Annotated in this window: 23 protein-coding genes and 1 pseudogene; 12 read left to right on the forward strand and 12 right to left on the reverse strand. The window is 71.8% G+C overall.

All coding sequences use genetic code 11. The annotated features are described in order from the left end of the window. Window positions 1-16: 16 nt before the first annotated feature. Window positions 17-1,162, forward strand: a complete 1,146-nt coding sequence (locus tag ACZ4WS_RS04610; protein ID WP_467977203.1) for an MFS transporter — start codon at window positions 17-19, stop codon at window positions 1,160-1,162. Window positions 1,163-1,181: 19 nt separating this feature from the next. Here the strand turns inward: ACZ4WS_RS04610 and ACZ4WS_RS04615 are convergent, their stop codons facing one another. Both ACZ4WS_RS04615 and ACZ4WS_RS04620 read right to left on the reverse strand, forming a co-directional pair. Continuing rightward, window positions 1,182-2,111 carry a M48 family metalloprotease gene (locus tag ACZ4WS_RS04615; protein ID WP_467977020.1) on the reverse strand — a complete coding sequence of 310 codons (930 nt, stop codon included), beginning with the start codon at window positions 2,109-2,111 and terminating at the stop codon, window positions 1,182-1,184. Next, window positions 2,108-2,479: a BlaI/MecI/CopY family transcriptional regulator gene (locus ACZ4WS_RS04620; protein ID WP_467977022.1), complete on the reverse strand. Its 372-nt coding sequence runs from the start codon at window positions 2,477-2,479 to the stop codon at window positions 2,108-2,110. The genes ACZ4WS_RS04615 and ACZ4WS_RS04620 overlap by 4 nt, the downstream gene beginning before the upstream one ends. Before the next feature lie 115 nt (window positions 2,480-2,594). On the opposite strand from ACZ4WS_RS04620, the gene ACZ4WS_RS04625 reads away from it, so the two are divergent. From ACZ4WS_RS04625 to ACZ4WS_RS04640, 4 genes are read left to right on the forward strand one after another with little or no spacing between them, the layout of a single operon-like run. Further along, window positions 2,595-3,266, forward strand: coding sequence for a DedA family protein (locus tag ACZ4WS_RS04625; protein ID WP_467977024.1), 672 nt, complete (start codon window positions 2,595-2,597; stop codon window positions 3,264-3,266). Beyond that, a complete protein-coding gene (locus tag ACZ4WS_RS04630) occupies window positions 3,263-3,901 on the forward strand; it encodes a phosphatase PAP2 family protein (RefSeq protein WP_467977026.1) in 639 nt (212 codons plus the stop codon). The genes ACZ4WS_RS04625 and ACZ4WS_RS04630 overlap by 4 nt, the downstream gene beginning before the upstream one ends. A 9-nt stretch (window positions 3,902-3,910) precedes the next feature. Next, on the forward strand, window positions 3,911-4,573 hold the full coding sequence (locus tag ACZ4WS_RS04635; protein WP_467977028.1) for a response regulator transcription factor: 663 nt from the start codon (window positions 3,911-3,913) through the stop codon (window positions 4,571-4,573). Further along, window positions 4,570-5,931: a sensor histidine kinase gene (locus ACZ4WS_RS04640; RefSeq protein ID WP_467977030.1), complete on the forward strand. Its 1,362-nt coding sequence runs from the start codon at window positions 4,570-4,572 to the stop codon at window positions 5,929-5,931. The genes ACZ4WS_RS04635 and ACZ4WS_RS04640 overlap by 4 nt, the downstream gene beginning before the upstream one ends. Here ACZ4WS_RS04640 and ACZ4WS_RS04645 read toward each other — a convergent pair. Both ACZ4WS_RS04645 and ACZ4WS_RS04650 read right to left on the reverse strand, forming a co-directional pair. Continuing rightward, window positions 5,912-6,745 carry a COG4705 family protein gene (locus tag ACZ4WS_RS04645; protein ID WP_467977032.1) on the reverse strand — a complete coding sequence of 278 codons (834 nt, stop codon included), beginning with the start codon at window positions 6,743-6,745 and terminating at the stop codon, window positions 5,912-5,914. The two genes, ACZ4WS_RS04640 and ACZ4WS_RS04645, sit on opposite strands and share 20 nt — an antisense overlap. A gap of 66 nt (window positions 6,746-6,811) precedes the next feature. Further along, window positions 6,812-7,057 carry a hypothetical protein gene (locus tag ACZ4WS_RS04650; RefSeq protein ID WP_467977034.1) on the reverse strand — a complete coding sequence of 82 codons (246 nt, stop codon included), beginning with the start codon at window positions 7,055-7,057 and terminating at the stop codon, window positions 6,812-6,814. On the opposite strand from ACZ4WS_RS04650, the gene ACZ4WS_RS04655 reads away from it, so the two are divergent. Then, on the forward strand, window positions 7,031-7,402 hold the full coding sequence (locus tag ACZ4WS_RS04655; RefSeq protein ID WP_467977036.1) for a winged helix-turn-helix domain-containing protein: 372 nt from the start codon (window positions 7,031-7,033) through the stop codon (window positions 7,400-7,402). The two genes, ACZ4WS_RS04650 and ACZ4WS_RS04655, sit on opposite strands and share 27 nt — an antisense overlap. A gap of 93 nt (window positions 7,403-7,495) precedes the next feature. Here the strand turns inward: ACZ4WS_RS04655 and ACZ4WS_RS04660 are convergent, their stop codons facing one another. Together ACZ4WS_RS04660 and ACZ4WS_RS04665 are read right to left on the reverse strand one after the other, a co-directional pair. Then, window positions 7,496-8,431, reverse strand: a complete 936-nt coding sequence (locus tag ACZ4WS_RS04660; protein ID WP_467977038.1) for a lysylphosphatidylglycerol synthase domain-containing protein — start codon at window positions 8,429-8,431, stop codon at window positions 7,496-7,498. Beyond that, entirely contained in the window at window positions 8,428-9,933 is a 1,506-nt protein-coding gene (locus ACZ4WS_RS04665) for a DUF2142 domain-containing protein (RefSeq protein ID WP_467977040.1), read from the reverse strand. Before ACZ4WS_RS04665 ends, ACZ4WS_RS04660 begins: the two co-directional genes overlap by 4 nt. Window positions 9,934-10,113: 180 nt before the next feature. Here ACZ4WS_RS04665 and ACZ4WS_RS04670 point away from each other — a divergent pair, with 180 nt between their 5' ends. Together ACZ4WS_RS04670 and ACZ4WS_RS04675 are read left to right on the forward strand one after the other, a co-directional pair. Then, complete coding sequence (locus ACZ4WS_RS04670) at window positions 10,114-10,533, forward strand: BlaI/MecI/CopY family transcriptional regulator (RefSeq protein WP_467977042.1); 420 nt, start codon at window positions 10,114-10,116, stop codon at window positions 10,531-10,533. Beyond that, entirely contained in the window at window positions 10,530-11,429 is a 900-nt protein-coding gene (locus ACZ4WS_RS04675) for a M48 family metalloprotease (RefSeq protein WP_467977043.1), read from the forward strand. Before ACZ4WS_RS04670 ends, ACZ4WS_RS04675 begins: the two co-directional genes overlap by 4 nt. A gap of 20 nt (window positions 11,430-11,449) precedes the next feature. Here ACZ4WS_RS04675 and ACZ4WS_RS04680 read toward each other — a convergent pair whose 3' ends face one another. Next, entirely contained in the window at window positions 11,450-12,289 is an 840-nt protein-coding gene (locus ACZ4WS_RS04680) for a COG4705 family protein (protein ID WP_467977046.1), read from the reverse strand. 221 nt (window positions 12,290-12,510) lie between these two features. Here ACZ4WS_RS04680 and ACZ4WS_RS04685 point away from each other — a divergent pair, with 221 nt between their 5' ends. After that, the gene (locus ACZ4WS_RS04685) at window positions 12,511-13,131 is read left to right on the forward strand and encodes a TetR/AcrR family transcriptional regulator (RefSeq protein ID WP_467977048.1); all 621 of its coding nucleotides are present in this window, start codon (window positions 12,511-12,513) and stop codon (window positions 13,129-13,131) included. 115 nt (window positions 13,132-13,246) lie between these two features. Here ACZ4WS_RS04685 and ACZ4WS_RS04690 read toward each other — a convergent pair. From ACZ4WS_RS04690 to ACZ4WS_RS04705, 4 genes and pseudogenes are all read right to left on the reverse strand, one after another. Next, a pseudogene (locus tag ACZ4WS_RS04690) lies at window positions 13,247-13,450 on the reverse strand (alpha/beta fold hydrolase); the annotation flags it as partial. A gap of 37 nt (window positions 13,451-13,487) precedes the next feature. Beyond that, window positions 13,488-14,093 carry a GOLPH3/VPS74 family protein gene (locus ACZ4WS_RS04695; RefSeq protein ID WP_467977050.1) on the reverse strand — a complete coding sequence of 202 codons (606 nt, stop codon included), beginning with the start codon at window positions 14,091-14,093 and terminating at the stop codon, window positions 13,488-13,490. Between the two features lie 29 nt (window positions 14,094-14,122). Beyond that, window positions 14,123-15,520 (reverse strand): YbfB/YjiJ family MFS transporter, encoded by a 1,398-nt coding sequence (locus ACZ4WS_RS04700; protein WP_467977052.1) that lies wholly within the window; start codon window positions 15,518-15,520, stop codon window positions 14,123-14,125. Between the two features lie 140 nt (window positions 15,521-15,660). Continuing rightward, window positions 15,661-15,963, reverse strand: a complete 303-nt coding sequence (locus tag ACZ4WS_RS04705; RefSeq protein ID WP_467977054.1) for a muconolactone Delta-isomerase family protein — start codon at window positions 15,961-15,963, stop codon at window positions 15,661-15,663. A 431-nt stretch (window positions 15,964-16,394) separates the two neighbouring features. On the opposite strand from ACZ4WS_RS04705, the gene ACZ4WS_RS04710 reads away from it, so the two are divergent. From ACZ4WS_RS04710 to ACZ4WS_RS04720, 3 genes are all read left to right on the forward strand, one after another. Next, on the forward strand, window positions 16,395-17,318 hold the full coding sequence (locus tag ACZ4WS_RS04710) for a LysR family transcriptional regulator (protein ID WP_467977055.1): 924 nt from the start codon (window positions 16,395-16,397) through the stop codon (window positions 17,316-17,318). A 239-nt stretch (window positions 17,319-17,557) separates the two neighbouring features. Then, a complete protein-coding gene (locus ACZ4WS_RS04715; protein WP_467977057.1) occupies window positions 17,558-18,271 on the forward strand; it encodes an SDR family NAD(P)-dependent oxidoreductase in 714 nt (237 codons plus the stop codon). A 95-nt stretch (window positions 18,272-18,366) separates the two neighbouring features. Next, entirely contained in the window at window positions 18,367-18,744 is a 378-nt protein-coding gene (locus ACZ4WS_RS04720; RefSeq protein ID WP_467977059.1) for a nuclear transport factor 2 family protein, read from the forward strand. A 23-nt stretch (window positions 18,745-18,767) separates the two neighbouring features. Here the strand turns inward: ACZ4WS_RS04720 and ACZ4WS_RS04725 are convergent, their stop codons facing one another. After that, window positions 18,768-19,286 carry a winged helix-turn-helix transcriptional regulator gene (locus ACZ4WS_RS04725; RefSeq protein WP_467977061.1) on the reverse strand — a complete coding sequence of 173 codons (519 nt, stop codon included), beginning with the start codon at window positions 19,284-19,286 and terminating at the stop codon, window positions 18,768-18,770. Window positions 19,287-19,371 lie beyond the last annotated feature (85 nt).

Here is a 19,371-nt window from a genome sequence, read left to right on the forward strand (position 1 = left end):
GGCGCCCGCGCGGCAGATGTGGCCGCTGTACGCCGCCGGGTTCACCACGGCGTTCGGGGCACACGGCATCGCCGCGAATCTGGGCGGCCGCTCCGAGGACCGGGTCACCTCGCTCCTCGTGCTGGGCGGACTGCTCGCTCTCTACGACGGTGCCGAGGTGGTGTTGAAGCCGGTGTTCGGCACGGTCGCCGACCGGATCGGGGCCCGGCCCGTGCTGCTCGGCGGGCTCGTCGCCTTCGCCGTCGCGTCCGCGCTGTACGTCGTGGTGGACAGTCCGGGGTGGCTGTGGGCCGCACGCCTCGGCCAGGGCGCGGCGGCCTCCGCCTTCTCGCCCGCGGCCTCGGCGCTGGTGGCCCGGCTCAATCCGGCGGCCAAGCACGGGCGGGTGTACGGGAGTTACGGCTACTACAAGTCCATCGGCTACACCCTGGGTCCGCTGCTGGGCGGGGTGCTCGTGTGGGCGGGCGGGCTGCGGCTGCTGTTCGCGGTGCTCACGGCGCTGGGCGCGGTCGTCGCCGTATGGGCGGTGATCGCGGTGCCGCACGTGCCGCCGCTGCCGCGCGCCCGGCAGACCGTGCTCGACCTGGCGCGCCGGCTGGCCGACCCCGCCTTCCTCACCCCGACGGCGGCGCTCGCGGGTGCCACGGCCGCGCTCTCCGTCGGTGTGGGCTTCCTGCCGGTCTCCGGTGCGGTCGCGGGGCTCGGCACCGTGGCGACCGGTGCCGCGGTGTCGGTCCTCGCGGCCTGTGCCGCGGTCGTCCAGCCGCGTGCCGGGCGGGCGTTGGACGCGGGCCGGCTGACCGCTCGCGCGGGCCTCGGCGCCGGGCTGCTGACGGCCGCCGCGGGGCTCGGCTGCGCGACACTCCCGGGGCTGACGGGCGTCCTGCTCGCGGCGGCGCTGATCGGCATCGGTACGGGGCTGATCACCCCGCTGGGTTTCGCCGCGCTGGCGTCCGCCACCCCTCAGGAGCGGCTCGGCCAGACGATGGGCGCCGCCGAGCTCGGGCGTGAGCTGGGCGACGCGGGCGGCCCCTTGCTCGTCGCGGCGATCGCCACGGCGGCGACCTTGTCGTACGGGTACGCGGTGCTCGCCGTGCTGCTGGCGGTCGGACCGGTCGTCGGCGCCCTGCTACGGAGGCGTCAGCAGGCCGCTTCGCCTTGAGCCCGCTACTACGGAGCCGTCAGCGGGCCTCTTCGCCTTGAGCTATCTCCACCTCGTGATGGAAGGCGAGTACGCCGCCCGCCGAGGCGCAGACCGAGACAGCCGCGCAGACGGCGAGGAGCAGGGCGATCCAGGAGGCGGCGCGGGGGCGGCGCTCGGGGGACGCGAGGAGGGCCGCGACCCGTTGCGGGACGGGTCCGCTGGTCGCCGCGGGGGCGAACTCGGGGCGCGTGGAGCGGGCCGCGCGGGTGGCCAGGGCGGCGCGGGCGATGGCGCGCGCGGTCAGCCGCCGGTCTCCCACCACTACGGCGGCGGCCTCGTCGGCGGCGCGTTCCGCGGCGAGCGCGATGGCCGCGCGGACTGGGCGCAGGCCGGGATGGCAGTGGGCGGCGAGTTCGGCCGCGAGGAGGAAGCGGTGGTGGCCGCCCGCGTTGTGGGCCCGCTCGTGCGCGAAGAGCACCTCGCGTTCGTCGGGGCCGAGGCTGCGGAGCATCGCGGTGGTGACGACGATGCGGTGTGGGCGGCCCGGCAGGGCGTACGCGTCCGGGTGCGGCGACTCGATGACGCACAGGTCGCCCGCGGCGGGGCGGCGGTCGGCCTGGGTGCGGGCGCTGCGGAAGGCGCGGAGCTGACGCAGCGCCGAGCGTACGAGGGTCCAGGCGCCGACGGTGAGGGCGCCGATGGCGGCCGCCGCCGCGGGCAGGACGACCAGGTCGGACGCGGTGTGCAGGGGGTGGACGAGATCGCCGAGGCCCGCGAAGACCGGCAGCTTGAACAGGCCGGTCAGGACCAGCGCACCGAGCGCGGCCACGGAGGCTCCGGCCAGCACCAGGACCGCGAGGGTCAGCGCCCACAGGGCGGTCACCGGCTCGAGACGGTCGAGGCAACGGCGGGCCAGCGGTGACAGCGCGAAGGGCACCAGCAGCGGGACGATCAGCAGAACCGTCATTCCTCACCCGATTCCAGCAGGTCGCGCAGCAGGCGCTCGTCGTCGGGGCTGAGCTGGGCGACGAACCGGGCCAGGGCCGTCTCGCGGTCGTCGTCCCGGTCGAGTTCGGTGTGCATGCGGCGGGCGGTCAGCCCGTGCGGGTCCTGGACCGGGAAGTACGCGTAGCCCCGGCCCTGGCGCTCGCGGCCGACTATGCCTTTCTCGTGCAGCCGGGACAGGATCGTCGTCACGGTCGTACGGGCAAGGCCGGAGTCCAGCTCCCGCTGTACACGTCCCGGCGTGAGGGGCGCGCCGGCGGCCCAGAGGGCGGCCAGCACACCGGCCTCGAGCTCGCCGGCCGGTCGGCGTTCGTCCTTCTCGCTGGTCATGGGAACGATCCTCACCCCGCTATCGTCTACAGTTCAGTAGACCGTCTACAGAATTGTAGTCACTCGGGTACTTCTCGCCCGTACCCGCCCGTCCAGTATGAGAGGGCTCGCGACCATGGCCGCACCTTTGTTTGCAGCGTCACAGCTCGCGGTGAACATTCTGAGTGCCCAGTCCCTGCTCGCCGCCTTCGGTGTGCTGGGTGTGGGTGTGGTGATGTTCGCGGAGACGGGGCTGCTCATCGGGTTCTTCCTGCCCGGCGACTCCCTGCTGTTCACCGCGGGCCTGCTGTGCACCGGTTCGGGTCACGGCGGCCTGAAGCTGTCGCTGGCCCCCCTGCTGATCGCCGCCGCCGTGGGCGCGCTGGCCGGTGCGCAGTGCGGCTACCTCATTGGGCGCAAGGCGGGCGGGGCACTGCTCTCCCGCAGCTCCTCGCCCCGGCTGCACGCGGGGGCGCAGCGCGCCGAGGAGCTGCTGGAGCGCTACGGATACGCGAAGGCGATCGTCCTGGCCCGCTTCGTGCCCGTGGTGCGTACGGTGCTGAACCCCATGGCGGGCGCACTGCACGTGCCCGTGCGGACCTTCACCGTCTGGCAGATCGTCGGCGGTGTCGTCTGGAGCCTGGGCCTCACGCTCGGCGGATACGCCCTGGGCTCGTCCATCCCGAACGTCGACCGGTATCTGCTCCCGATGATCGCGGTGATCGTCATCGTGTCCCTGATCCCGCTCGCCGCCGAGCTGTTGCGCTCCCGCCGGGCGGCCGCCGCCGAGAAGGGCGTCCAGGGATGATCCTCGCCTTCGACGGCTCCTCGATAGACGGCTCGGCCTACACGTATGTGGTGGACCTCGCCCAGGACTCCCCCGCGTGGCTGGACAGCCTGGTGTCCGCCTGGTCGACGTACGGGCTCGGGCTGTTCGCCGTGCTCATGGTCCTGGGCTGGTGGCAGGCGCGGCGCGTGAGCGCGCGGGCCGCGCTGATCGCCCTGGCCGTGCCCGTGATCGTGGTCGTGGCGTACGCGGTGAACTCCGTTTTCAAGGCGGTGGTGCGCGAGGACCGCCCCTGTCAGAGCCTGCATGTGAAGACGCTGGAGGCGTGTCCGGCGCCGGGTGACTGGTCGTTCCCCAGCAATCACGCGGTCATCGCCGCCGCGGCGGCCGTGGCGCTGCTCTTCGTCTCCCGCCGCCTCGGCACCGTCGCGGTCGTGGCCGCCTGCGCGATGGCCGTGTCCCGGGTCTGGGTGGGCGTGCACTACCCGCACGACGTGATGGCCGGTGTCCTGGTCGGCACATTGATCGCGATGCTGCTGACGGCGACGCTGCACCGGGCCCCCGAGGCGCTGGCGCACCGCCTGACGGGCTCGCCCCTGAAGCCTCTGCTGGTCGCGCCGGAGACTGCGGGGGCAGCACCGTACGAGAGCAGGTGAGGGAGCGGAATGCGCCACAGGATCCTGGTCGTCGAGGACGATCACGCACTGCGTGACGTCCTGCTGCGCGGCTTGCGTGACGAGGGCTTCGACACCGTGCCCGCGCGGGACGGTGCGACCGCCCTGCGGCTGGCCGGCGACGACGTCGACGCGGCCGTGCTCGACGTCGGGCTGCCGGACGCGGACGGCCGGGACGTGTGCCAGGCGATCAGGGCCAACGGGTTCCTCTCGCCCGTCATCTTCCTGACGGCCCACCACCGCCTCACCGACCGGCTGGCCGGCTTCTCGGCCGGGGGTGACGACTATCTGCCCAAGCCGTTCCATCTGACGGAGCTGGCCGCGCGGTTGCGGGCGGCGCTCAAGCGCACCGGCTCCGTCCCCACCGCGACGGCCGGCGACCTGGTCCTCGACCCGGTCGGGCACAGCCTCACCGTCCGGGGCACCCAGGTCGGCCTGACGCCCACGGAGTTCCGGCTGCTGGCGGCGCTCATGGCGGCGTCCGGGGACATCGTGCGCCGACGGGAGCTGATCAGGGCGGGCTGGCCCGAGGGCGCGCAGGTCAGCGACAACACGCTCGACCAGTATCTGACCCGGCTGCGCCGCAAGCTCCGTGACAGCGGCAGCCGGCTGACCGTCACCACCGCGCGCGGTATCGGCCACCGCCTGTCATGACGGGGTTCTTCTCCCGCTGGTGGCCCCGCACCCTGCGCGGCCGGCTCTCCCTGGTCGCGCTCACCACCGCCACGCTCCTGATGGTGATCCTCACCGTCGCGTTCAACACGGTCGTGGAGCGACACCTCCAGCACCAGGCCGACGACGAGCTGCGCACGCGGGCCGCCGCCGTCGCCGCGACCCTCGACACCAGCGGCTCCCGGGTGCGCGTCCTGGAAACTCCGGGCGAGGAACTCCTCGACACGAACGTGTGGATCTACGCGGACGACCGGCTGCTGGAAAAGCCCCCGTCCGCCACCGCCACCAGCCCCTTGACCCGCGCCGCCGACCGGCTCGCCGCGCAGGGCGGACGGCAGTGCGTCACCGCCGACAGCCACGGCCCCGCCCGGCTGTGCTCGCGGCCGGTGCCCGGTGGCCGGCACGCCGCGAGCGTCGTCACCGCGCTGGACCTCTCCCCCTATCGCAGCTCGGCCGACACCCTGCTGTTCGCGTCGCTCGCGCTCGACACCGCCATGCTCGCCTGCACCTACGCGCTGACCCGCCTGGCGGTGGGGCGCGCGCTGCGTCCCGTGCGCACCATGACCGCCCACGCCACTCAGTGGAGTGCCATTGCGTCCGAGGAGCGCTTCGGGAGCGTGGCCCGGCCCACCGAACTCGCCCAGCTGGGCGGGTCGCTGGACTCGCTCCTGGACCGAATCCGGGCGTTGCTGCGCCATGAGCAGCAGCTCACCCGGGAGCTGTCGCACGAACTACGCAATCCGCTGGCCCGGATCATCGCCGAGCTCGACTGGTGGCAGGCCCGCCCCCGCTCCGCCGCCGACACCCGCGCCACCCACGCGGCCATCGCCGACGCCGCCCAGTCGATGCGCACGATCTGCGACACCCTCCTCGACGACGCCCGCGACAGCGCGTCCACCGCGCCCGGCACGGCCGACGTCCTGCCCGTGCTCCGACGGCTCGCGGACCGCGCCGGTACGACGGAGAAGGTGGAGGTCGTGGTCACCGGGCGGGACGCCGGACTGTCGGCCGGGGTGCCGGACGCCCTCCTGGAGCGCATCGTCAGCCCCCTGCTCGACAACGCGCTGCGGCATGCGCACACGCGGGTCGAGATCACGGCCCAGGCGCGCTCCGGCGGCGTATACGTCGATGTCACGGACGACGGACCCGGCGTACCGCCGTCGTTCACGGCGCAGCTGTTCCAGCCCGGCCGCCGCGCCGATCCCGGGGACGGACACGGCGGAGCGGGCCTGGGGCTGCCGCTCGCGCGACGCCTGGCCCGCTCCGCCGGCGGCGAGGTGCACCATGACGAGCGGCACACCTCCGGGGCGAGGTTCGTGGTCAGCCTCCCTGCGGGGTGAGCCGCTCGGACTCGGTGACGTCCTTGCGCGTCACCGACAGGAACACCACCAGGCCGAGGATCACCGCCAGGAACAGCACGCTGGTGACCACGGTGCCGAAGCCCAGGCCGCCGTCGCCGGTCGGCTGCGACAGGTAGTCGCCCACCGAGGCACCGAGCGGCCGGGTGAGGATGTACGCGATCCAGAAGCTCAGCACGGCGTTCAGGCCGAGCGCGAAGTGCGCGACGGCGACCGCGGCGATGGCGAGGGCGAACAGGACGGCGGAGACCCAGTACCCGAGGGCCATCTTCTCGGCGACCAGGTCACCGGCCGCGGTGCCCAGCGCGAAGGTGAACAGCACCGCCAGCCAGTAGTAGGCCTCGCGGGACACCGTGTCGATGCTGTGGATGGACAGGGTCTTCTCGCGGCTGTACCAGACAGCGAAGACGACGGCGAGGGCGACGGAGAACACGGCGGTGCTGGTCGTCAGCGGCACGCCCAGGTTGTCGGTGAGGTTGTCGCTGATCAGCGTGCCGACGACGCTGATCAGGGCCACGGCGAGCCAGTAGACGCCGGGCCGGTAGGCCTTCGTACGGAACTGGACCACGAGCACCGCCACCAGCAGCGCGCTCATCAGCAGCGACACACCGGTCAGGCCCATGTTCAGCTTCTCGTTCAGGAGGTCCGCGGCGGTCTCGCCGACCGTCGTGCACAGCACCTTGATGATCCAGAAGTACGCGGTGACTTCGGGAACCTTGTTCCAGCGAAGACGGCGACCGGGTGCGGCATCGACGCGGCCGTACGCCGCGGACGTCTCAGAAGTCTCAGATGTCATGAGGCCCGACCGTGCCAGCCGGAGCCTGAACACATCCTGACTGCTGATCCTGACTACTCATCCTGACTACGGTCCGCCGTCCTCCTGGCGGACCGGCACGAGCAGGGTGAACGTCGTCGGATCGTTCCTCGCCAGGAACAGCCTGCCGCCGAGCGAAACGGCCAGGTCCCGGGCGAGGGCCAGGCCGATGCCCGTGCCGCCCGCGGCGCCGGCCGTGCACCCGCGGGCGAAGAGGCGGGCCGGTTCGGTGTCCAGGGTGCCCTCGTCAAGCCGTCCAGCCTGACCGTGCTGCTCGCGCGGCTGCGGGCCCATCTGCGGCGCCGGGCCATCGCCGTACCGCCCCAGGAGCCCATCCGGCTCGGCGACCTCGTCGTCGACATCACCGCGCGCCGGTGCACGCTCCACGAGCATGAAGTCGAGCTGCGGCCCAAGGAGTTCGAGCTGCTCGCGGTGCTCGCCCGGCACGCGGGCGAGGCCGTGTCCCGCGCGACGCTGATGGCCGAGGTGTGGGACGAGAACTGGTTCGGCTCTACGAAGACACTCGACGTCACCATGGCCGGGCTGCGCCGCCGGCTCACCGACGCGGAGTCGCAGTCGTACCGAGTGCCGCGGATCACCACCCTGCGAGGGCACGGCTACCGTCTCGAACCCGTTTGAGCCCGGCGGTGGTTCGAACCCGCCTGAGCCCGGCGGCGGTTCCAACCCGCCTGAAACCGGCAGCGGTTCCAACCCGCTTGAACCCGCCGGCGTTCACAGCACCCGGCGGCGCGCCAGCACCCCCAGCGCCAACAGGCCCGGAAGCAGCGGCAGCCACACGGTCAGCAGCCGGTAACCGAGCACCGCCGACGCCGCCGCGCTGCCCGGCGCTCCGGCAAGGGTCAGGGCGAGGGCGAGGGCGGCGTCCAGGGAACCGAGGCCGCCGGGGGTCGGCAGCAGGACGGCGGCGCTGCTCGCGGCGAGGTACGCGAGGGCCACCGGGGCCGGGGGCAGCGGCAGCTCGATGGCCTGGGTGACGGCGATGAGCACGGCGGCGTGCAGCGAGGCGAAGGCCAGCGAGCCGCCCCACAACGCGGCCGCCCGCGCGGGGAGCTCGTGCACGGCGCGGATGTCCGCCAGCACGGCCCCGAGCGCGCGCCGCAGCGGCCCCGACAGGAGGACCACGGCGGTGGCGAGCACCGCGACCGTCACCGCCCATGCCGTCGCGGAGACGTGCGGGAAGCGGAGCGCGCCGGGACAGACCAGCGCGAGCACGGCGATCAGACAGCCCCGCACCACGGTCCCCGCGGTGGCCTTGACCGCGAGCGCGGTCGCCGACCGGGCGACCGGCAGCCCGCACCGGGTCAGGAAGCGCAGGTTGACGGCGCCCGCCCCGAGTCCGGCGGGCAGGACGTGGTTGGCGGCGGAGGCCGCGAACTGCACCGCCACCAGCCGCCCGGCGGGCAGCGGCCGGGTCACCGCGCCCTGCTGGGCGAGGGCCGAGCACACCCAGGTCGCCACCGTCGCGGCGGTCGCCACCAGCAGCCACCCGCGGTCGGCGACGGCGAGCCGGACGGCTCCGGTCTCGATCACCGGCCAGTGGCGACGGGCGAGATACACCGCGCACACCACCACGCCGAGCGTGATCGCGGCATGCCAGGTGACCCGTCTGCCGACGGTGTTCGTGGGAACGCCGGGCGGGAGGGTCATGCCGCTCGGCCGGCCTGTGCGGCGGGCGCGACGTAGACGCGCAGGCTGCCGATGCGGTGCGGTTCCCAGGTCCTGGCGTATGCGGGCGGACGTCCTCCCGAGGTGGTGACCACGGCGACCGGCTCGCGCTGTCCGGCCCGCACGATGTCCGCCTCGGTGGTGTTGGCGTTGTGACCGCCGGTCGCGACGGAGGAACAGCCGGTGTAGAAGGCGATCGGAGGGGCCTGGTACCCGGTCAGCAGACAGGGCGCCCGTACGCCGAGCCGGTGCAGCTCCGTCGCCGTGCGTGCCCAGTCCTGGTGGGAGACGGTCGTGCGGTGCACGGTGTTCTCCAGCACCGCGTACTGCACCGCCAGATGCCCGGCGAGGCCGAGCGCCACCAGGGTCACGGCCACCGGGCGCCAGGCCCGGCTCGGGGCGGTGACCAGGTGGACGAGGGCGTCGGCGACCGGGATCGCGAGGAGGGCGTAGACAGGCAGGAGGAAGCGCGGGGCGGCGTATCCGATCATGAACAGGTAGGGGACGCCCGCGGTCGTGGCGCAGGCCAGGAGCAGCAGCGTGCTCGTCGTGCGCCGGGCCATGACGGCGACCACGAGTCCGAGGACCGCGAGCAGCGGCAGGGCGAACCACCACACCATCACCACCGGGTTCGGCATGGCACCGGTGCACGGGCGGCACAGGGCGCGTCCGCCCAGACTGCGCATCTGGTCGCCGACGGCGAAGTTCCAGCCCAGGCCGCCCTGGATGCGGGAGCCGTCGGAGAGCCGCCGGCCCAGGCCGCCGTAGCTGACGTACGCCTCGACGACCCACTCGCCCACCCCGGCCACCAGACCCGCGAAGAGCGCGACCAGCAGCCGGGTACGCCGCCACCGGCGGACGCACACGACGAGGAAGAGCAGCGGCAGGGTCGTCCAGATCGCGTCGGTGGGCCGCATCCACGCCATCAGCGCGGCGCTCAGGCCCACTCCCCACAGTGCCGCCCGGTCGAGGCGGTCGGCCTGGGCGCGCAGGAAGCAGCCGACGCACGCCAGGGCGCCGATCGCGACCCAGTAGTTGGGCATGGCCTGCGGGCCGTAGAACAAGGTCACCCACAGCGTGGCGAACAGGGCGCCCGCCGCCGCCAGTACCCGCGTCGGGAACAGCGCCCGCCAGACGCGCAGCGCCAGGAACAGGCCGAGTCCGGACAGCAGGGCCAGATAGACCCGCAGCAGCGTCGTGGACGACGACCAGGAGGCGATCGGCGCCACGAGCAGCGGGACACCGCGGGCGCGCGGCGCGCTGAAGAACGCCGCGGGGACGTGCGGGGTGACCTGGCTGACGTACACCGTCTCGTCCCAGCCGAGGCCCATCCCGGGGCGTACGAGGAGCAGTTGGGCCAGCGTGAAGGCACCCGCCACGAGTGCGAGCCAGTACTCGCCGCCGGGCCGTCTTGACGCACGGGCAGCCGAGGGCGGGCCGTGGCGCTCGGCGCCGACGAGCGGGATGTTCAAGGTCTTGGCCATCGTCCACCCTTCAGCCCTACAAGCTGTAGGGTTTCTTCACCCTACAAGACGTAGGGTGAAGGCGGGAGTTAGAAAAAACATGGACAAATTACCGCGCACCGACCGGGGGTGCAGTCCGGAGCGGGCATCCGGAGGCCGGCGCCGTCGTAGGCGTCCCCTACGCGCTGTAAGGTGGCGAACATGGCTGGCACAGGCCCCCACGGGAAAGCGGAACGGCGCAGTGCGGGCGAGTTGGAGAGCGAAGTCCTCGCCGCCCTCTGGGCCACCGACGACGCCCTGACGCCCGCCGAGATCCAGGCCGAGATCGGCGGCGGCCTCGCCTACAACACCGTGCACACCATCCTCAAGCGCCTGTACGACAAGGGTCTGGTGCTCCGTGATGTGGACGGGCGGCGCGGTGCGTACCGGCCCGCGAAGAACGCGGCGGAGCTGACCGCCGAGGCCATGCACGAGGCGCTCGACCGCGGACCCGACCCGATCGCGGCCCTCCAGCAGTTCGTCACCCGACTGAGCCCCCAGGAGGAAGAGGCCCTGCGGGACCTCCTCGGCGGGAGCGGGCCACTCGACGGGAGCGGGCCACTGGGCGGGATCGGGCTATGAGGATCGACGTCTACATTCCGATCGTCCTGTCGCTGCTGCTCCCCGCGATCGCCCCGCAGGTGGGCCGACGGGTGTCGCCGGCCCTCGCGGCCCGCGTCCTCACCACCGCCGCGGTCCTGACCGCGGCCGCCTCCACCTGGGCGCTGCTGCTGCTCGGCGCCACGCTGATCGACAGGGCCCCGTCGGTCGCCGCGGAGGCCAGTGAGGACGGCCGTGCACTGCCCGATCCCGTTCCCGAGACCATCGCCGTCGTGACGGTCGCCGCCCTCGGCGTGATCACCTTCCGGCTGTTCCACGTCGTACGAGCCCACTCCGCGACCCGCCGGGTCCTGCGCCGCCTGTGCGAGGGACACCCGCCCGACAGCGAACTCATCGTCGCCGCGTCGTCGACCCCACACGCCTTCGCCATCCCCGGAACGCCGGGCCGCATCCTGGTCACGGCCGCGATGCTCGGCGCACTGGATCCCGCGGAGCGGCGGGTCCTGCTGGCCCATGAGCGCGCCCATCTCGCCCACCGGCACTCGGCGTTGTCGACCGCCACCGCCCTGGCCGCCGCGGCCAATCCGCTGCTCGCTCCGGTGCGCACCACCGTCACGTTCCTGCTGGAACGCTGGGCCAACGAAGAGGCCGCCGGGACCGTCGGCGACCGCCACACCACCGCACGCGCCCTCGCCCGCGCCGCCCTCGTCTCCCAGCGCGCCCGCCCGGGATGCGCCCTGCACTTCTCCGAACACGCCGTCACCCGCCGGATCGCGGCCCTGCAGACGGCCCCGCCTCCCGATCTCTGGCCCATCGGGGCGGCCGTCCTCGCCCTCGGCGCCCTGCCCGCGCTCGGCGCGGTCGACGCCACGGGCGATCTGCTGCGGCTGCTGGCGGAGACCCTGCCGGGCTGGTAGGCCACCTACGGCTCGGGCCTTTATGAGCGCTGCCGCACCTGGGCGTACCCCATGAGGCCGACGAGGAGCGCGAGGAGCACGGCCGAGGAGCCCACCGTGCCGAGGTCGAGGCCGCCCTTGGCGACCGGCTTGGTGAGGAAGTCGCCCGCCGTGGCCCCGAGAGGGCGGGTGAGCACAAAGGCGATCCAGAACAGCAGGACGTTCGGCACGGCAGGTACGAGCGTCAGCGCGAGCAGTCCCGCGAGCAGCCCGGAGACGAGCAGTGCGCCACCCGCGTAGCCGAGTCCGGAGCTGTCCGAGAGGAAGTCACCCATGGAGGTGCCGAGCGTGTTCGACACGAGGATCGCGGACCAGAAAAGGGCCTCTCCCCGGAAGGTCACGATGTCGCGGATGACGAAGGTCAGCCCGGTGAACTTCCACACGGCGAAGATGGCGACCAGCAGTGAGATCAGGATCGCGGCGCCCGTGGGGTAGCCCAGGCCCAGGCCCTGCGGCCCCCAGCCCAGCGAAGTGGCCCCGTCCGAGAGGTACTTGGCGCTGGCGCCACGGTTCATGAAGTCGGACATCGTCGTGCCCGCCATGCTGGTGGACAGGATGACGGTCCAGTAGAAGAAGGGGTTGTACCGCCGCGACCTGAGCTGGACCACCAGCGTGATCACGAAGATCAGGAACAGGACGATCGTGGTGAGGAAGTAACCGAGCTCGAGGGTCTGCGCGAAGAGGTCGCCCGCCGTCTCGCCGAGCGTCGTCGCGGCGATCTTCATGACCCAGAAGGCCAGGGTCACCTCCGGCAGTTTCTTCATCACGTACGTGCCGGGATCGGCGACATCCGGATCGGTGACGAGTTCCGACTTGTTCACTTTTGATTTCTCCAGGGGGTACGGCGACGCCCTCCCCGAGCCGGGGCAGGGGCCGGGGCAGGGGCAGAGCGCGTGTCTGATAACTCGGCGTCGCGCCATGGTGAGCGGAATGTGATCAATGTGGCAGCCGCTCCCTGAACACATCCTGAGCGCGGGCGTCAGCCTCCGGTGGGTAATGGACGACCGATCGGGCGATAGACGACCGGTCGTACACTCATTGCATGGGACGGACCAGCGATGCCAGGGAGAAGATCCTCAGCGCCGCGCAATCGCTCATCGAGCTGCGCGGTTACTCGGCCTTGGGCGTGGCCGAGATCTGCAAGACGGCCGGCGTACCCAAAGGCAGCTTCTACTACTTCTTCGAAACCAAGGAAGCTCTCGCCCTGGCCGTGATCGACGAGCAATGGGCCGGCCAGAAGCGCGCCTGGACACGCGTTCTGAACAGCGCCGAGGAGCCACTGCGACGGCTGCGACGGCTGTTCGAGGAGACGGAGGCCGGCCAGCGCGCCGGCCAGCAGAGCTGCGGCACCGTCGCGGGCTGCATGTTCGGGAACCTCACCCTGGAGCTGAGCAACCACACCGAGGCCATCCGCACCCGGCTGCAGGAAATCTTCGACGCGCAGGTCGAGATGGTCGAATCGGTCATCACCGAGGCTCTTGCGCGCGAGGAAGTCACCGTGACCGACACCCGGGAAGCCGCACGGGCGGTGGTCGCCCAGCTGGAGGGTCAGGTGTTGTTCGCCAAGCTCTACAACAACACCCACCGGCTCGGCCCCCTGTGGGCGAACTGCCTTGCCCTGCTGGGTGCCCGCGCACCACGGGAGACCGCGGTCGGCGTCTGAATGCCGATCAGAATTCGTCTACATCGACGACGGCTTCGGCGAAGGCTTCGGGGGCTTCCTGCGGCACGTTGTGGCCGATGCCCTTCAGCGTCCGGTGATCGTATGCACCCGTGAAGGTGCCATGACCGCGCAGGTACGGGACGATCACCCGGTAGCCCGCCGCCGCTAGCAAAGGCGCCACGTCGACATAGCTGTGAATGTCGTAGGGCCAGCCGTGCAGAAGGACGACTGCGGGACCGTGAGCGGGGCCGGCCTCGGCGTATCCCATGTTCAGGGCCCCCGCATTGATCTGCTTCAGTGGGCCGAAAGAGGTGTTCGGCGTTGGGGACTCGGCTCACGGTCCGCCCGTGTCTTCGTCACTGGCCTCGCCAGATGTTGTCGAAGGCCGCCTCTTCGATGCGGCGCCGTTGCCGTACGGCCTCCAGTTCCGTCACCGCGTCATGGACAGCGGCCAGCACGGTCACGACCGCGTCGTCGGCGAGGCTCTCGGCCTGCTCGGCCGGCCCGTGGTGGATGCCCACGGCGGCCGCGAGGCCGACGAGGGCGGGCTCACCCGACGTCCAACGGTCGGCCGCCCGGCGACGGGCCGGGGAGTCGGCCAATTCCGCCTGGCCGGTCCGGAGGGGAATCCAGCGGTGGCGTCGCCTGGTGACCTGCGCTTCCGCCTCCAGGACCGCGAGGTAGGCCGTGGACAGGCCACGGCCCCGGCGCCACAGCCAGTCCTCGACGGACTCGTACGGCGGCTGCCGTGTGAGCGACGAGGCAGCCTCGTCCAACAGGCGGTCGTCCAAGGTCCACTGTGCGCCGGGCACGATGCGGTCGCTGTCCAGGGTGAGGGCCTGGGCCTCGATGAGGTCGACCAGCTCGGCTCCCGCGAGAGCCAGCGACAGGTCGCCCTGCTCGACGGGACGGCTGGACTCGACGTCCATGGTGGTGATCAACAAGTCCTGCGGTGTGGTCACGAGGGGCTCCATGTCAGAGTTCGGCTCCATCAGACACCTCGCCTGCCCGGGTCCGGGGCCGTTTCCGCCGGTGTGGACTGTCGTACGGCGACGGTTTCGGCCGGTGCGGACTGTCGTACCGGTGCCGGGACGGCATGTCGCACCACCACCATGTGATGCGGGAAGCCGATGCGCAGCACGGCGGCGGCCGCGGCGGCCGCGAGGACCACGACGGCGGCCAGGATCAGGGCCTGGTGGTAGCCGTGGTGAAGCAGTGGCGCAACGACCAGGGGGCCGAGGATCTGGCCGACGGAGTATCCGGCGGTCAGGAGCGCGACGGAGCGGGGGAACTGGAGGTGGACCCCTGTGGCGAGGGCGAGGGTGCTGACGCCGATGAAGGTCGCGCCGAACAGGACAGCGGAGACCAGGGCGGCCGTCACTCCACCGATCAGGGCGGGCAGGGCGATGCCGACCGCCTGGACGACCAGCGCCGCGACCAGCAGGTCGGGGCGGGACCAACGGCGCCCGAGCCAGGCCCACAGCGCCGAGGACGGCACAGCCGCCAGACCGACCAGCACCCAGGCGCCACTGCCGAGCCGGCCCGGGGAGCTCTGCTCGATCGCGGCGACCAGGAAGGTGCCCGCGACGATGTAGCCGATGCCTTCCAGGGTGTAGGAGGCGAACAAGGCGGTGAACCAGCGGTGCGTAGGCGTCTTCGGCCTGCCGACCGCCGCGGTGCCGACCTCGGCCGTGCCGACCGCCGCCGTGCCGGAGTCCGCGGTTGCCGCGGCCGTCGCGGTTGCCGCGGTTGCCGCGGTTGCCGCGGTTGCCGCGGTTGCCGCGGGAGAGGCTTCGGGGCGGAGGTTCCACGAGGCGACGGCGAGGACCGCGGCGAGTGCGGCCGAGGCCCACCAGGCGGCCCGCCAGTCGGCGACGGAGCCCAGAACGAGGACGAGCAGACCGGACAGCGCGATGCCGGCACCGACGCCGCCGAAAGCCCAGCCGGGCAGGTGAGGCGGGTACTCCCGCAGGTGGCTGAGGAAGGAGTTGACCGCGATGACGAAGATCAGGGCACTCGTCACTCCGGCCAGCAGCCGCAGCGCGATCCACACACCGGTGATGTGTGTGGCGGGCATGGCGGCCAGGCTGCCGGTCAGCACGATCAGGGAGGTGCGGAGGAGGGCGGGCGAGCGGACCAGCGCGGGAGCCAGGATGCCGGCGAGCGCGCCGCCGAGGTAGCCGACGTAGTTGGCGGTGGCCAGGTTCGCGCCGGCCCCTGCGGACAGCCCCGCCTGAGCGTGCATCAGGGGGAGGATCGGGGTGTAGACGAACCGGCCGACCCCCATGCCCGCGGCGAGTGCCGCGGCGGCTCGGGCGACGTGGCCCCAGGGCGAGTGGAGTGTGCCGCCTCCTCGGGCCGGGGCGTCGCGCAGGGGTCGTACGCTCATGACGGAGTCCTTGCGAGACCGTGCATCACGAAGTCCTTGTGAGGTCGTGCGGGTTTCCGGGGCGGGCACGGCTCACCGCCGCGGCCGGGGCATGGCGGCGGTGAGTGCGAACGGGGGTGAGTGCGAGCAGGGGTGTGCCGTCACGGCGTGGCGTCGGTCCGGCCCGGGTCGTTGGGGTGGGACTCGAGCGCGGTGACGGTGAGAGTCATCCACGGGCGCAGGGGGAGCGTGCCGAGCACCTTCTCGTGGAGCTCTTGCTCGTCGGCGGCCCGCCAGATGCCGATGCTGCGCAGCTCGCCGACCGGGCGCCACAGCCGTGCCAGGTTGCCGGTGCCGGCCAGTTCCCGGGCGCGGACGGCCTCGGCGGCGCGCCGCCGGTCGACCTCGTCCTGGCTGGTGCCCTCGGGGACCGTGGTCGTGATCTCGACCAGGAAGTCTCGCATGGTCCTGCTCCGCTCGGTGGGGCGTCCGGCGAGGACCGGAACGCCGCGGGTGCTGATGGTGGCCTGTTGTTTTTCAGGGGGGTGGTCGACCGCCGCGGTCAGGTCCGACGGTGGACGACGTATCAGGAGTCGGCAAGCTCAACCCGTCCGCCGGAGGCGTCGAAGGGTCGGACGACCGTGGCGGAAGACCGTCGCGGACGACCTTGGCGGGCCGCCGAGCCCCATCGGCCCTGTCGGCCCGGCGACCGGCAACCGGCAACCGGCAACCGGCAACCGGCCGCATCCTGACCGTCCTCCCGCCGGGTGTCGGCGAGGGCCTCTGCGGTCATCCGCCGTCGTGCTTCCATGACCTCATCGTCCGCCCGCCTCCCGGGGCGATGCCACGACCGGCTTCCTCCCTGCTGGGAGGCGGGACCTCGCACCGACGTAGCATGACGAGCGTGGAGCTGCGCCAACTGCGGTACTTCGTCGCCGTCGCCGAGGAGCTGAACTTCGGCCGGGCCGCCGAGCGCCTGCTGATCGCGGGCCCCTCTCTGTCACAGCAGATCAAGGCGCTCGAACGTGACTTGGGCGTGCGGCTGTTCGATCGCGACCGGCGCTCGGTGTCCCTCACCCCGGCGGGTTCGGCCCTGCTCCCGCACACCCGCGCCCTGCTGGAGCGGGCCGATGACCTCCAGCGGCGCGCCGGTCGGCTGTCCGGATCGGAACCGGTACGGCTCGGCTACGTCAACTGGCTTCCGCCGGACCTGACCGCCCGCACCGCCGCGGTGGCCCAACTCCACATCGACGCGTGGATCGCGCCCTCGCACACCCAGGCCGCCCGGGTCGCCGACGGCAGCCTGGACCTCGCGGTGTGCTGGGTGCGGACCGAGGACCTGGAACAACGCGGTCTGCGCGCCCGGCTCATCGGCGCCGACCGGCTCTACGCCGTTGCCACCGGCGACGACACGAGCGAGGTATCCGCCCGGGACACGATCGTCCTCATCGACGACGACACCACCTCCTGGTCGTCCTGGAACGTCTACGCCGAACAACTCGCCAAGGACACCGGGGCGCGCGCGGTAAGCATTTCCGACGGCGGCATCACCGGACCCGCGTTCTTCGACCACGTCCGCCGGAGCGGCCGCCCGGTCGTCAACTCCCCCAAGGGCCAGACCACTCCCCTGCCGCCCGACCTCGTCCAACGCCCGGTCGTCGCACCGGAGATCTACTGGACGTGGTCCCTGGTCTGGCGCGCAGGCGAGGACCGTCCTGCGGTCCTCGCCGTCATCGACGCCCTCGGCGACGGCGTGGGCGACCTCCGCATCCACGACGCGGGCGCCTGGCTGCCCGACGGCGATCCGCACCAGCGCTAGGGCAACTCCGCCGTTCCTCGGGTCAGCGGGATCGTGCCGCACGACCCCAGTCCGGCACGATCCCGCTGACCTGGGCTGGAAGTCTGCGCCTACCAGCAGGGAGGAAGCCGGTCCTGGCGCGGACCCTGTTGACCTTTGACTTCTTCTCTCCGAGACGCCTACGTTCCACTTAGTTGACCGGTCGGCTAGTAGTCGGGGATCGGTCGAGAAGCCCCCACCTCATCTCGGAGAAGATCATCATGAGCTCTCAGGACCAGAAGGTCGCAGTCATCACCGGCGCCTCGCAGGGAATCGGCGCCGGCCTCGTCGACGCCTACCGCAAGCTCGGCTACGCCGTCGTCGCCACCTCGCGCACGATCGCCCCCTCCCACGACGCGGGCATCCTGACCGTCCAGGGCGACATCGCCGACCCCGCCACCGCCGAACGCGTCATCGCGGCCGGCGTCGAGCGATTCGGCCGTGTCGACACCCTGGTCAACAACGCGGGCGTCTTCGTGGCCAAGCCCTTCACCGAGTACACCCAGGACGACTACGCCGCCGTGACCGGCATCAACCTCGCGGGCTTCTTCCGCATCTCCCAGCTGGCCATCGAGCACATGCTCGCCCAGGGCGGCGGCCACATCGTCAACATCACCACCAGCCTGGTCGACAACGCCAACTCCAACGTTCCGTCCGTGCTTGCCTCGTTGACCAAGGGCGGCCTGCAGTCGGCCACCAAGTCCCTCGCCATCGAGTACGCCACGCGTGGCATCCGCACCAACGCCGTCTCACCGGGCACCATCAAGACCCCCATGCACCCCGAGGAGACCCATGAGGCCCTCGCCGCCCTGCATCCGGTCGGCCGGATGGGCGAGCAGAGCGACATCGTCGACGCGGTGATCTACCTGGAGAACGCGCCGTTCGTCACCGGCGAGATCCTCCATGTCGACGGCGGCATGAGCGCCGGCCACTGACCGGCAGGACACCGCTCGCGATTGCACCGGCAGGACACCGCCGGTGATTCCACCGGCAGGACACCGCTCACGATTCCACCGACAGGAGAACTCCGATGAACAGCACGACAGACACAGGCGCTGAAGCGGTCCTGCGCGGCGTCCTCGACCAGTGGAAGGCCGCCGTCGACCGGCACGAACCGCAGCAGGTCGCCTCCCACTTCACCGAAGACGCGATCTTCCAGGGACTGCACCCCTACAGCGTCGGAAGGCCGGGCATCGCCGCCTACTACGACTCCCAGCCCATCGGGATGACGGCCGCGTATCGGATTCTCGAAACCCGCCGCCCGGCCGACGACCTCGTACTGGGTTACCTGGGCGTCGACTTCTCGTTCACCGACCGGCCCACCCTCGGCGTCAACCTCGGCGTACTGCTGAAGCGCACGGAGGAGGGCTGGTACATCAGCCACTACCAGGTCTCCCGGCTCGACTGATTCTCCCTGCGCGGCGGAGCGTCTTACGCGCCTTCCGTCGAGACCGCCGGCCGGGTCGCATAACGGTCACGCATGGCGCGGCTGGCCGCCGGGCCCGCCGTGAAGACGAAGGTGTCGCTGTCGTCCAGGCGGCGGCCGGTCCTGGCGTCGACGACGACGGGCTCGACCTCCTCGCCGCTGTCCGCGTCGACGAGGATCATGCTGCGCTCCTGTGCCCCGAGGTGGGAGTTGCCCCATGCGGCCAGGGCGACGATCACCGGGCGCAGGGAGCGCCCCAGCTCTGTCAGCACGTACTCGTGGCGCACGGGATTGGCCTGATAGGGCCGGCGCTCCAGCAGCCCGTCCGTGACGAGGCTCTTCAGCCGGCTGGTGAGCATGCTGGAGGAGATGCCCAGGTTCTCCTGGAACTGGTCGAAGCGGGTGTAGCCGTCGAAAGCGTCGTGGAGGATCAGCAGCGTCCACCACTCACCGACGTGTTCCACCGTCGTGGACAGCGGGCACTCCCGGTCCTCCAGCCTGATCCGGCTCGGCACGGCGACCATCCCCTCAGTTACTGCTAAAGTCGAAGTGAGTAGCTTCTATTTTAGCAGTAACGGACGGGGTGCTGCGCAGCATGCCCGCGCCCGG

The sequence above is a fragment of the Streptomyces sp. NPDC029292 genome, assembly GCF_055569295.1.